Source organism: Chromobacterium haemolyticum, assembly GCF_002081825.1.
GTDB classification, from domain to species: Bacteria; Pseudomonadota; Gammaproteobacteria; order Burkholderiales; family Chromobacteriaceae; genus Chromobacterium; species Chromobacterium fluminis.
The window spans coordinates 91,211-103,792 of sequence record NZ_MUKU01000007.1 but is presented as its reverse complement, the minus strand read 5'-3'; the positions used below and the strand labels follow the sequence as shown (position 1 = coordinate 103,792).

Annotated in this window: 12 protein-coding genes; 7 read left to right on the top strand and 5 right to left on the bottom strand. The window is 63.2% G+C overall.

What is annotated here, in order from left to right:
• Nucleotides 1-5 precede the first annotated feature (5 nt).
• From hemW to recG, 6 genes are all read left to right on the top strand, one after another.
• Nucleotides 6-1,217, top strand: a complete 1,212-nt coding sequence (gene hemW / locus B0T39_RS06980) for a radical SAM family heme chaperone HemW (protein WP_081545430.1) — start codon at nucleotides 6-8, stop codon at nucleotides 1,215-1,217.
• Nucleotides 1,217-1,597: a RidA family protein gene (locus B0T39_RS06975; RefSeq protein WP_043642167.1), complete on the top strand. Its 381-nt coding sequence runs from the start codon at nucleotides 1,217-1,219 to the stop codon at nucleotides 1,595-1,597. The genes hemW and B0T39_RS06975 overlap by 1 nt, the downstream gene beginning before the upstream one ends.
• 242 nt (nucleotides 1,598-1,839) lie before the next feature.
• On the top strand, nucleotides 1,840-2,298 hold the full coding sequence (locus B0T39_RS06970; protein WP_176219501.1) for a DUF4124 domain-containing protein: 459 nt from the start codon (nucleotides 1,840-1,842) through the stop codon (nucleotides 2,296-2,298).
• The gene (locus B0T39_RS06965) at nucleotides 2,295-3,131 is read left to right on the top strand and encodes a PhzF family phenazine biosynthesis protein (RefSeq protein ID WP_081545428.1); all 837 of its coding nucleotides are present in this window, start codon (nucleotides 2,295-2,297) and stop codon (nucleotides 3,129-3,131) included. Before B0T39_RS06970 ends, B0T39_RS06965 begins: the two co-directional genes overlap by 4 nt.
• Nucleotides 3,132-3,318: 187 nt before the next feature.
• Entirely contained in the window at nucleotides 3,319-3,747 is a 429-nt protein-coding gene (locus tag B0T39_RS06960; RefSeq protein WP_081545427.1) for a DUF2147 domain-containing protein, read from the top strand.
• Nucleotides 3,748-3,834: 87 nt separating this feature from the next.
• Nucleotides 3,835-5,883, top strand: a complete 2,049-nt coding sequence (gene recG, locus B0T39_RS06955; protein ID WP_081545426.1) for an ATP-dependent DNA helicase RecG — start codon at nucleotides 3,835-3,837, stop codon at nucleotides 5,881-5,883.
• 273 nt (nucleotides 5,884-6,156) lie between these two features.
• On the opposite strand, the gene B0T39_RS06950 is transcribed toward recG, so the two are convergent.
• From B0T39_RS06950 to pstS, 5 genes are all read right to left on the bottom strand, one after another.
• Entirely contained in the window at nucleotides 6,157-7,611 is a 1,455-nt protein-coding gene (locus B0T39_RS06950) for an inorganic phosphate transporter (RefSeq protein ID WP_081545425.1), read from the bottom strand.
• A 255-nt stretch (nucleotides 7,612-7,866) separates the two neighbouring features.
• Complete coding sequence (pstB, locus tag B0T39_RS06945; RefSeq protein ID WP_043590752.1) at nucleotides 7,867-8,631, bottom strand: phosphate ABC transporter ATP-binding protein PstB; 765 nt, start codon at nucleotides 8,629-8,631, stop codon at nucleotides 7,867-7,869.
• Nucleotides 8,632-8,643: 12 nt separating this feature from the next.
• Nucleotides 8,644-9,537, bottom strand: coding sequence for a phosphate ABC transporter permease PstA (gene pstA / locus B0T39_RS06940; RefSeq protein ID WP_240937369.1), 894 nt, complete (start codon nucleotides 9,535-9,537; stop codon nucleotides 8,644-8,646).
• 35 nt (nucleotides 9,538-9,572) lie between these two features.
• The gene (gene pstC / locus B0T39_RS06935; protein WP_081545423.1) at nucleotides 9,573-10,535 is read right to left on the bottom strand and encodes a phosphate ABC transporter permease subunit PstC; all 963 of its coding nucleotides are present in this window, start codon (nucleotides 10,533-10,535) and stop codon (nucleotides 9,573-9,575) included.
• Nucleotides 10,536-10,602: 67 nt separating this feature from the next.
• Complete coding sequence (gene pstS / locus B0T39_RS06930) at nucleotides 10,603-11,646, bottom strand: phosphate ABC transporter substrate-binding protein PstS (protein ID WP_081545422.1); 1,044 nt, start codon at nucleotides 11,644-11,646, stop codon at nucleotides 10,603-10,605.
• Nucleotides 11,647-11,834: 188 nt separating this feature from the next.
• On the opposite strand from pstS, the gene tpiA reads away from it, so the two are divergent.
• Nucleotides 11,835-12,581, top strand: coding sequence for a triose-phosphate isomerase (tpiA, locus tag B0T39_RS06925; RefSeq protein WP_081545421.1), 747 nt, complete (start codon nucleotides 11,835-11,837; stop codon nucleotides 12,579-12,581).
• Nucleotide 12,582: the final 1 nt, after the last annotated feature.

The window sequence follows — 12,582 nt, the reverse complement described above, 5'->3', positions numbered from 1 at the left end:
GCAACGTGCAGGTGACCAAGATCTCGCTGTCCGCGCTTGGGGGCTTGGGCGGGCAGCCCGCTTTGACGGAGCTGCCGCCGCTGTCGCTGTACATCCATTTCCCGTGGTGCGTGCGCAAGTGCCCGTATTGCGACTTCAATTCGCACGAGCCCAAGAGCGGTTTCGACGAGATGGCCTATGTCGACGCCTTGCTGCGCGATCTGGAGTTCAGCCTGCCGGAAGTCTGGGGCCGTCCCTTGACCAGCATCTTCATGGGCGGCGGCACGCCCAGCCTGTTCTCGCCGCAGGCGATGGACGCGCTGCTGGCCGGCGTGCGCGCGCGCATGCGTCTGCAGCCGGATGCGGAAATCACCATGGAAGCCAATCCCGGCACGTTCGAGGCCGAGCGTTTCCGCGGCTACCGCGAGGCCGGCATCAATCGCTTGTCCATCGGCATCCAGAGCTTCAAGCCTGCGCATTTGCAGGCGCTGGGCCGCATCCATGACGGCGAGGAGGCGCGCCGCGCCATCGACATCGCGCTCAGCCACTTCGACAACGTCAATCTGGACCTGATGTACGCGTTGCCGGGGCAGACCCTGGACGAAGCGCTGGCCGATCTGGACACCGCGCTGTCCTATGGGATTACTCATCTGTCCGCCTATCACCTGACGATAGAGCCCAACACCCTGTTTGCCGCAGAGACGCCGCGCAATCTGCCGGACGACGAAGTGTCCGCCGATATGCAGGAGGCGATCGAAGCGCGGCTCGCCGCCGCCGGTTTCGAGCACTACGAAACCTCGGCCTTCGCGCGGCCGGGCCGCCGCGCGCGGCACAATCTCAACTACTGGCAGTTCGGCGACTATGTCGGCATCGGCGCCGGCGCCCACGGCAAGATCAGCAGCCACGCCGGCATTGTCCGCCAGATGCTTCACAAGCAGCCGGCCGCCTATCTGAAAGCGGTGGCCGAGGGCAAGCCCTTGCAAAGCAGCCGCAAGGTGACGCGCGACGAACTGCCGTTCGAATTCATGATGAACCTGCTGAGGCTGACCGAAGGCTTCGAATGGCGTCTGTTCCAAGAGCGCACCGGTCTGCCGCTGTCCGGCATACAATCCGCGTTGACGCAAGCCGAGGCGCAAGGCCTGATTGAGCGCGACGCCGTGATGTTGCGGCCCACGCTCAAGGGCCAACGCTTCCTCAATGACTTATTAACCCTGTTCCTGAAAGAAGGAGATGAATAATGGCTAAGGAAATCATTCACACCGACAAGGCCCCGGCCGCCATCGGCGCTTACTCGCAAGCTGTGAAAGCCGGCAACACCGTTTACTTGTCCGGCCAGATCCCGCTGGACCCGGCCACCATGAACGTGGTGGAAGGCGGTTTCGCCGCTGAAACCCACCAGGTGTTCAAGAACATGAAGGCTGTATGCGAAGCCGCCGGCGGCAGTCTAGACCAGATCGTCAAACTCAACGCCTATCTGACCGACCTGTCCAATTTCGCCACCTTCAACGAAATCATGGGCCAGTATTTCAGCCAACCCTTCCCGGCGCGTGCCGCCGTGGGCGTGGCCAGCCTGCCCAAGGGCGTGTTGGTGGAGGCGGAAGCGGTTCTGGTGCTCTAAGAACCTGTTCACGATCTGCTGCGCTTCGTGAAGCGTTGCACGGTGAGTACAAGCTCAAAATGCTCATGTACCACGCGTACATTACGCTTTTTCGCTCGTTTTCGCCTTGTCTCGCTCTTGCTCGCGAGATCGTAAACGGCTCTGAGCAGCCTAACTGCTCGAAATGTCAGACCATAAGGCGGCCCAGGCCGCCTTTTTTCATGTTAACTATCCGGATCGTTCATTCCTGCCGCGGAGGTCGCATGAGCATCTGGATCGCACTGTTGTTATTGCTGCCGGGCCTGGTCTGGGCCCAGGTTTACAAATGTCGGGACGCGGAAGGCGGATTGACCTACCGCGACCGGGCCTGCGCCGATGGCGGCGCGGCGGAAGCGTTCCAGCCGCCGCCGTTGAGCGTGGTGGAACAGGATGAGCGCCAGCGCCGGGGGGTGGCCGAGTCCCAGGCCCAAAGCCGGCGCTGGGCCGCCGAGGAGGCGCGCGAGGCCCGGCGGCGACAGGCGCAACGCAGCCGCGCGGAGAGTGCGCAAGCGCGGGAACTGGACAAAGCGCGTCGCCGCTGTCATGGTCTGGAGCTTCAACAGCGGCGCTTGCGGCAGTCCTTGGCGGCGGCGCCGGCCAGGAAGTCCCTGGCCGAGCGTCTGGCCGGCGTCGAGGAAAAACTGGCCGCGGCGGCGTGTCATCCATTCCGGGAGGGGGCATGAGCGGGTATTCGTTCGAATTGGTCAATGTGTTCGCCGAGGAGCGCTTCGGCGGCAATCCACTGGCGGTGTTCTCCGACGCCAGCGGGCTGGACGAGCGCGAGATGCAGCTCTTGGCCAGACAGATGAATCTGTCGGAAACCGTATTTTTGTTCCCGGACGGGGAGGCGGCTGCGCGGCTGCGCATCTTCACCCCCAGCCAGGAACTGCCGTTCGCCGGCCATCCCACGCTGGGCGCGGCGGCGGTGCTGCATTGGCGCGGGGAGCTGGACTCCCGCTTTCAGTTGCGCACCAACGCCGGCCTGATTCCCATCCTCCACAGCGACGGCGTTTACACCTTGCGGGCGAACCCGCCCAGCGCGCGCGCCGCCGGCCTCAGCCGCGCTCAGGCCGCGGCGATGCTGGGGCTGGACGAGGAGGACATCGCGCTGGAGCCGGTATGGGTGGACACCGGCAGCGAACAGCTGCTGATTCGCGCCGCCAGCGCCGGCGCGGTGTTGCGCGCCCGTCCGGTGCATGCCTTGCTGCTGCGCGACGCCACCTTGAGGCCGGGGCGCAGCGTCGCCTATCTGTGGCACGAGGACGGCGGCGTCGCCACCGTGCGGCTGTTTTTTGAACAGCAGGGCGCGGTGCTGGAAGATCCCGGCACCGGATCGGCCTGCGCCAATCTGGGTGGCTGGTGCGCGCTCAACGGCCTGGGGCCCTTGCAGTGGCGGGTGGAGCAGGGGGCGGCGCTGGCGCGGCCCAATGTGCTGCATCTGCAAGTGGACGCCGAGGGCGGCATCCTGGTGGGCGGGCGGGTGCAGAGGGTAGGGCGCGGCGAGATATCTTTGTGAGTTTCATCGCCGTCCGTTTCCATTCTTGACGGCGGCATTGGCTGTTGGCATCCTAGAGCCGCTGCTCCAAACCAACGTTTCTTTTCGGCGTGCCGGCTGTTCCGGGGCGGCGTTCTGATAATTAAAAGGCCGCTGCGGCCGCCCGTTCGCGGCGCGGCCTCTCGGTTCGACTCGCGAGGAAATCAAGATGAGCAAATTCGCCAAAGCCGCCTGCCTAGCGTCCGTGTTGGGCCTGTTCAGCCATATGGCGCTGGCCGACAGCGCCGCCGGCGTCTGGAAGACGATAGACGACGAAACCAAGCAGGCCAAGGCCCTGGTGCAGATCACGGAAAGCGCCGGCGGGGAACTGAACGGCAAGATCATCAAGCTGTTCGCCAACCCGGAGGCGGTGTGCGACAAATGCGAAGGCGACCGCAAGGGCAAGCCGGTCAACGGCATGCAAATCCTGTGGGGTCTGAAGAAAGACGGCGCCGAGTGGGGCAGCGGCAAAATCCTGGATCCCAAGTCCGGCAAGATCTACACCTCCGGCGCCAAACTGATCGAAGACGGCAAGAAGCTGCGCGTGCGCGGCTACATCGGCCCCTTCTTCCGTTCCCAGGTGTGGGAGCGTCAGTAAGCGCAAGCGCCGCGTCGCGGCGAGAATGAGCCAGGCGGGAGCGCGAACAGCTTCCGCCTTTTTCTTTATTGGGTACAATCGCTGCTGATGAGCTCCCTAATCGACCCCGCCAATCAGCCGCCGGCCGTGGCGCCGGCACTGGCCAAGAAGCTGGAAAAGCTGGGCATACGCCGCCGTTTCGATCTGGTCCTGCATCTGCCGCTGCGCTATGAGGACGAGACCCATCTGTACGCCATCGCCGACGCGCCGTACGGCCAGGCGGTGCTGGTGGAGGGCGAGGTGATCGCCCATGAAATCCAGTTCCGGCCGCGCCGCCAGCTAGTGGCGCGCATAGAGGACGCCAGCGGCAGCCTGGTGCTGCGCTTCATTCATTTCTACCCCAATCAGGTCAAGCAATTCACCACCGGCAATCGGGTGCGCGCGCTGGGCGAGATCCGCCGCGGCTTCGCCGGCGACGAGATGGTGCATCCCAAGATCCGCGAAGTGGGCAACGGCGCGCCGCTGGCGGACAGCCTGACTCCGATCTATCCCACGGTCAACGGCCTGACCCAACCGGCGCTGCGCAAGCTGATTCACGCCGAGCTGGACAGCCAGCCCTTGGGCGAGACGCTGCCGGAGGAACTGGCCGCGCCGTTGCGGCTGACGCCGTTCGCCGAGGCGATCCGCCTGCTGCACCTGCCTACGCCGGACTATAGCGCCGGCCAATTGGCCGATCCGGGCCTGCCGGCCTGGCAGCGGCTCAAGTTCGACGAATTGCTGGCGCAGCAGCTGTCGATGCGGCTGGCCTATCGCGCGCGACGGCTGGGCCGCGCGCCGCCACTGCGCGGCGACGGCACGTTGAGCCGAGCGCTGGTCGAGCGCTTGCCGTTCTCGTTGACCGGCGCGCAGCAACGCGCCTTGGCGGAAGTCCGCGCCGACCTGACTCAGCCGCACCCGATGCACCGGCTTTTGCAAGGCGACGTGGGCAGCGGCAAGACCATCGTCGCGGCCCTGGCGGCCTTGACCGCGATCGAATCCGGCTACCAGGTGGCGCTGATGGCGCCGACCGAGATTCTGGCCGAGCAGCACTTCCTCAAACTGTCCGTCTGGCTGGAGCCCTTGGGCATTCCCGTGCGCTGGCTGGCCGGCAGCCTGCGCAAGAAGCAAAAGCAAGAGGCGATGGCGGCCATCGCCAGCGGCGAAACGAGGCTGGCGGTGGGTACTCACGCGCTGTTCCAGGACGAGGTGGCCTTTGAGCGCCTGGGCCTGGTCATCGTCGATGAACAGCATCGCTTCGGCGTGGGCCAGCGGCTGGCGCTGAAAGAGAAGGGCGGCGAGCCGCATCAGCTGATGATGTCGGCGACGCCGATTCCGCGCACGCTGGCGATGAGCTTCTACGCCGACCTGGACGTGTCGGTGATAGACGAACTGCCGCCGGGGCGCACGCCCATCGTCACCAAGCTGATCAATAGCGCGCGCCGCGAGGAAATCGTCGCCCACGTGGCCAAGACCTGCGCCGACGGGCAACAGGCCTATTGGGTGTGCCCGCTGATCGAAGAGTCGGAAACCCTGCAATTGCAGACCGCGGTGGACACCCACCAGCAACTGACCGCCGATCTGCCGCATTTGGGCGTGGGCCTGGTGCACGGCCGGATGAAGGCGGACGAAAAGGCGGCGGTGATGGCGGCCTTCGCCCGCAACGAGCTGCAAGTGCTGGTGGCCACCACGGTGATCGAGGTGGGCGTGGACGTGCCCAATGCCAGCCTGATGGTGATAGAGCACGCCGAGCGCATGGGCCTGGCCCAGCTGCACCAGCTGCGCGGCCGGGTGGGGCGCGGCAGCGCGCGCAGCGTCTGCGTGTTGATGTTTGACAATCCGCTATCCGACTTGGCCAAGGCGCGCTTGAAAGTGATTTACGAGAATGTTGATGGTTTCGAGATCGCGCGGCAGGATTTGCTGATTCGCGGGCCCGGCGAACTGCTGGGCGCGCGCCAGAGCGGCCTGCCCATGCTGCGCTTCGCCAATCTGGAGGAAGATCTGGAGCTGCTGGAGGCGGCACGCGAGCTGGCGCCCTTGCTGCTGGAGCGCCACCCGCAGGCGGTGGATGCGCATTTGGACCGTTGGCTGGCGGGACGGGAGCAGTTTCTCAAGGCTTGAACGCTTCATGGAGAGGGCAAAAAAAAGCGCCTCGGCTGGGGGGCTGAGGCGCAAAGGGATTGCTGCAAACAACAAAGGAGAAACCATGATGAAGCGAGCAAATATTAGCAATTTATAAAATATTGGCACAAGCAGTCCCGGCTTAAAGCTTGACCCAGGTCAATCGAAAACTTTTCGGGAGGAAATGCCAAAAGAAAAAGCCACCGTGATGCGGTGGCTTTGTTTTTTTCCGGCAGCCTTAAACAGAGGCTGAAAGACCGTGACCGGACTTGATTACAACCAGAGCGAGGCCACGTAGTACAGCCCACCCGCCAGCAACATCGACACCGGCAGCGTGAACAACCAGGCCAGCGCGATCGAGCGGATCGTGGACATCTGCAAGCCGGCCTTGTCCGCCACCATGGTGCCGGCCACGGCGCTTGACAGCACCTGGGTAGTGGACACCGGGAAGCCGAACTGGCTGGCGAGGCCGATGGAGATGGCGGCGGTCATTTGCGCGGATACGCCCTGAGCGTAAGTCATGTCCTTCTTGCCTATGCCTTCGCCCACGGTTTTCACCACGCGGCGCCAGCCGACCATGGTGCCGACGCCGAGGGACAGCGCCACGGCGACGATCACCCAGGTGGGCGCGTATTCGGTGGTGGTGGTCAGGTCCTTGCGCAGGTTCTGCAGCATCTGCTTGTCGTCGGCGGACAGCTTGGGCAGCGCGGACGCTTTCTTGGCGGCGTCGTCCAGACACAGCAGTTCGGTGCGCACGTTCCAGCGCTGTTCGGAGCTCAGCGCATGGTAGTCGCCGCCGTCGCCCATGGTGCTCAGCAGGCGCTTGACGGTGTCGCTGGTTTCCAGCGGGTGGCATTCGTACTGGCTGGTGCCCTTGGACGGGACGATGATCTTGTTCAGCTCGATTTGATGACGCTCGTAGAACTTCTGCAAGTGAATGGCGGCGTCGCGGGTGCGGTCCAGCTGGTAAGGCGTGCTGTCCAGATCCAGAACGAACTTGGCCGGCACGATGCCGATCAGCACCAGCATGATCAGGCCCACGCCTTTCTGGCCGTCGTTGGAGCCGTGGGCGAAGCTGACGCCCATGGACGACACGATCAGCATGAAGCGGGTCCAGAACGGCGGATGTTTGCGGCCTTCCACCTGTTGGCGTTGGTAGGGGGTCTTGTGCACATTGCTGTGAGGCCGGTAGCGCCGCAGCAGGATGACAATCAGCGCGGCGAGCAGGGCGCCCACCACGGGCGAGGCCAGCAGAGAGGCGCCGACGTCGATGGCCTTGCTCCAGTTGATGCCGTGGGACAGCGAAGTACCGTGGATCAGACTGTTGGCCACGCCCACGCCCAGAATGGCGCCGATCAGCGTGTGGCTGCTGGAGGCGGGCAGACCGAAGTACCAAGTGCCCAGGTTCCAGGTGATGGCGGCGGTCAGCAGCGCGAACACCATGGCCATGCCGCGGGTGGTGTTGATCGAGATCAGCAGGTCCACAGGCAACAGGTGCACGATGGCGTAGGCGACAGCGAGGCCGCCGGTGATTACGCCGAGGAAGTTGAATATACCGGAGTAGAACACCGCGAGACGCGGTTTCATCGACTGGGTATAGATAACGGTAGCCACCGCGTTGGCAGTGTCATGGAAGCCGTTGATGAACTCAAAGGCGAGCACGAAGCCCAGGGAAAGCACCAGGGTGATGGCGACGTGGGTTTCAAGCCCGGAAAACAGGTCCAACATGGTGAAATGTGCACACAGTATCGTAAAGGCGGGATTGTTGTGTCCAAGGCCAATGCCGTCAAGTACTTATAAAAAAAAAATAAATGGTGTCGCATTTGCCGGCAAAGCGCGTGGAATCGCCTTGACAGACCGATCTGGGAGGCCGGCTGATTTAGGCGGTTTTTTGCCGCCGTCATGGCGGTTTACGTCCGAGCGAACGCCAAAAGCCGCCATGCCCGGAACGGTCATGACGGCGGTCTGCTAACCGAGGCGGAATCAGCCGAACTTGCCGGTGATGTAGTCTTCGGTGGCCTTCTTCTGCGGGGTGGTGAAGATGGAGTCGGTGTCGCCGAACTCGATCAACTCGCCCAGATACATATAGGCGGTGTAGTCCGACACCCGCGCCGCCTGCTGCATATTGTGGGTGACGATGGCGATGGTGTAGTCCTCTTTGAGCTCATGGATCAGCTCTTCGATGTGGGCGGTGGAAATCGGGTCCAGCGCCGAAGTGGGCTCGTCCAGCAGCAGCACTTCCGGCTTGGACGCCACCGCGCGCGCGATGCACAGCCGCTGCTGCTGGCCGCCGGACAGCGAGTTGCCGGACTGCTTGAGCTTGTCCTTGACCTCGTCCCACAGCGCGGCCTTGCGCAGCGCCCATTCCACCCGGTCCTCCATCTCGCCCTTGGACAGTTTTTCGTAGAGCTTCACGCCGAAGGTGATGTTGTCGTAGATGGACATCGGGAACGGGGTGGGCTTCTGGAACACCATGCCCACCTTGGCGCGCAGCAGGTTGACGTCCACGTCGCGGCCCAGGACGTTGTGGCCGTCCAGCAGGATGTCGCCCTCGGCGCGCAGGCCGGGGTAGAGCTCGTACATGCGGTTGAAGGTGCGCAGCAGCGTGGACTTCCCGCAGCCGGACGGGCCGATGAAGGCGGTGACCTTGCGCGAGGCGATTTCCAGCTGGATGTTCTTCAGCGCGTGGAAATTGCCGTAAAAGAAGTTCAGATTCTTGACCTGAAGCTTGGAGTGGATTTCAGCCATGGTCTGCAAGCCTTAATGCGATTGGTTTTTCTGGCTGCCCATCCAGCGGGCAACGATGTTCAGCGTCAGCACGCTGAAGGTGATCAAGAGGGAGCCGGCCCAGGCCAGCTTGTGCCAGTCCTCGTACGGGCTCATCGCGAACTGGAAGATCACGATGGGCAGGTTGGCCATCGGCTGGTTCATATTGCTGTTGAAGAATTGGTTGTTCAGCGCGGTGAACAGCAGCGGCGCGGTTTCGCCGGAAATGCGCGCCACCGCCAGCAGGATGCCGGTCAGCACGCCGGCCTTGGCCGAGCGCAGGGTGACGTGAAGCGTCACCTTCCACTGCGGCGCGCCCAGCGCCGACGCGGCTTCGCGCAGGCTGCCCGGCACCAGGCGCAGCATGTTCTCGGTGGTGCGCACCACCACCGGAATCACCAGGATGGCCAGCGCGAAGGAGCCGGCCCAGCCGGAGAAATGGCCGACCGACACCACGTAGACCTCGTAGATGAACAGGCCGATGACGATGGACGGCGCGGACAGCAGGATGTCGTTGATGAAGCGGGTGGCCGGCGCCAGCCAGCCGCGCTGGCCGAACTCGGCCAGGTAGATGCCGGCCAGGATGCCGATGGGCGTGCCGAACAAGGTGCCGAAGCCGGTCATCATCAGGCTGCCGTAAATGGCGTTGGCCAGGCCGCCGGTGCTGCCCGGCGGCGGGGTGCTGGACGTGAACACCTCCCAGTTGAGCCCGGACAGGCCATGCTGCAAGAGGGTGCTCAGAATCCAGAACAGCCAGAACAGACCGAAGGCCATGGTGAACATGGAGGCGCCCATATTGAAGCGGTTCACCAGCCGGCGGCGGCGATAGACGCTGCTGTCGGCTTTTGCGGCGATGGCGGACTGGGGCGGGCGCAGGGCGGAAGTCATAACGGTTTGGCTCATGCGGTTAGCGTCTCTCATACTCAGGAAGGGCGGCCTTCCTGTTTCTTCAGGCGCAGCAACAGCAGTTTAGAACACGCCAGTACCACGAAGGTGATGAAGAACAGAATCAGGCCCAGTTGAATCAGGGAGGAGAGATACAGCTCGCCGTTGGCTTCGGCGAATTCATTGGCCAGCGAGGAGGCGATGGAGTTGCCCGGTTCGAATAGGCCGGCGGCGAAGCGGGTGGAGTTGCCAATGACGAAGGTCACCGCCATGGTCTCGCCCAGCGCGCGGCCCAGGCCCAGCATGATGCCGCCGACCACGCCGGTCTTGGTGTAGGGCAGCACCACGTAGCGCACCACTTCCCAAGTGGTGGAGCCCAGGCCGTAGGCGGACTCCTTCAGCATCACCGGCACCACTTCGAACACATCGCGCATCACCGAGGCGATGAAGGGAATGATCATGATGGCCAGGATCAGGCCGGCGGTGAAAATGCCTATGCCCATCGGCGCGCCCTGGAACAAGGCGCCCAGCAGCGGGATGTTGCCCAGGGTATCGGTCAATAGCGGCTGCACATGGTCGGCGAAGATCGGCGCGAACACGAAGAGGCCCCACATGCCGTAGATGATGGACGGAATGCCGGCCAGCAGTTCCACCGCGATGCCCAACGGCCGCTTCAGCCAGGTGGGACACAGCTCGGTCAGGAACAGGGCGATGCCGAAGCTGACCGGCACGCCGATCAGCAGGGCGATGAAAGAGGTGGCCAGGGTGCCGAAAATGGGCACCAGCGCGCCAAACTGCTCATTGACCGGGTCCCAGTCGCTGGTGACCAGAAACTTGAAGCCGAAGGCGTGAATGCTCGGCAGCGCGCCGATCAGCAGCGAAATCAGAATGCCCACCAGCAAGGCCAGCACCAGAAAGGCGAAAAACCGGGTGACCCAGCGGAACAGATTGTCCAGCAGCAGCTGGGTTTTGATTTGCTGCGAGTGACTCAACTTTTGCATATGCATGCTCATTTATCAGACAAAAAGCCGGGGAAGCCTTCCCCGGCCTGCGTGCATTATATGCGGCTCAGTTCCACACCGATTTGCCGCCGTTGTCGGCAATTTGCTTCCAGCTGGCGCGAATCACGCCCTTGATCGCGTCCGGCATCGGGATGTAGTCCAGATCCAGCGCGGTCTTGTCGCCGTTCTTGTAAGCCCAGTCGAAGAACTTCAACACCTCGCCGCCTTGCGCCGGCTTGTCCTGTTTCTTGTGCATCAGGATGAAGGTGGCGCCGGCGATAGGCCAGCTGTCCTTGCCCGGCTGGTTGGTCAGCAGCAGGTAGAAGCCCGGCGCTTTTTTCCAGTCGGCGTTGGCGGCGGCGGCCTTGAAGCTGGACTCGTCCGGCTTGACGAAGCTGCCTGCCTGGTTTTGCATCAGGCCAAAGGCCAGCTTGTTCTGTTTGGCGTAGGCGTATTCCACGTAGCCGATCGCGCCCTTGATGCGGGTCACGTAGTTGGCCACGCCCTCATTGCCCTTGCCGCCCACCGGGTTGCCTTTCCAGCTGACCGCGGTGTTGGAGCCCACTTCCTTGGCCCAGTCCGGAGAGACCTTGGACAGGTAGTTGGTGAAGATGAAGGTGGTGCCGGAGCCGTCGGAGCGACGCACCACGGAGATGCGCAGGTCCGGCAGTTTGACGCCGGGGTTCAGTTTGGCGATGGCCGGGTCGTTCCACTTGGCGACTTTGCCCAAGTAGATGTCCGCCAGCAGCGGGCCGGTGAACTTCACCTGTCCCGGAGTGATGCCGGGCACGTTCAACACCGGCACCACGCCGCCGATCACGGTGGGAAATTGGGTCAGGCCGGATTTTTCCAACTCTTCCGGCTTCAGCGGCATGTCGGACGCGCCGAAATCCACGGTCTTGGACTGGATTTGCTTGATGCCGCCGCCGGAGCCGATGGACTGGTAGTTCAGATTGTTGTTGGTGCCGGCTTTGTAGGCGGCGGCCCATTTGGCGTACAGCGGGTACGGGAAGGTGGCGCCCGCGCCGGTGATGTCGGCGGCCACGGCCGCGCCGGACAGGCAGACGGAACCGAGAACAAACGATGCGGCCAGACGAACAGACTGTTTCATGCCTACTCCTGAGAATGGATGAGGTGCGTGGTAATGGGCGCATGCTAAGACGGAAATTTTTCAGGAATATTACAAGTCGTGGAAACGGCTTCGTTTGCGGACAATCAATGTCAGCCGGATGTCGGTTTGAGCCAACAAGGCGGCTGCGGATATAATCGGCGGATATTCAAGAATCGCGGGAGGCGGACATGGCCGGCAAGCTGGTGATTGGCAACTGGAAGATGAATACCCGCGCCGACAGCGCGCAGACGCTGCTGCAGGCGCTGTTGGCGGATGAGACGAGCAACCGCGATTGGGTGGGCGTGGCCGCGCCGGCGGTCTACCTGGCGGGCCTGGCCGAGCGGCTGCGCGGCCAGCCGCTTCGTCTGTGCGCGCAGGACGTCAGCGCCTTCGATCAAGACGGCGCCTTCACCGGCGAAACCAGCGCCGCTATGCTGGCCGACATCGGCTGCGGCTACACTCTGGTGGGCCATTCAGAGCGCCGCCAGTATTTCGGCGAGAGCAACGCCGCTTTGTTGCGAAAGATGCGGAACGCCATCGCCGCCGGCCTGGTGCCGGTGCTGTGCGTGGGCGAAACGCTGGAAGAGCGGGAGGCCGGCCGTCAGCTGGAGGTGATTAGAGATCAGCTTGCGCTTCTGTCCGAGATAGACCATGGTGAATACGTTGTGGCTTATGAACCGGTCTGGGCGATCGGCACCGGCAAGGTGGCGACGCTGGTGCAAATCGCCGAAATCCACGGCGCGATCAAAAATTGGTGCTTGCAAAACGTCAAGGCCTCCGATAATATTCGCGTCCTCTACGGCGGCAGTGTCAAGGCAGAGAATGCCGAAGCGATTCTGGCGACTGAAAATGTCGACGGAGCCCTTGTTGGAGGGGCATCTCTGGACGCCGGTTCATTCAGGGCAATTTGCCAAGCCGCAGGAAAATTGATATAGT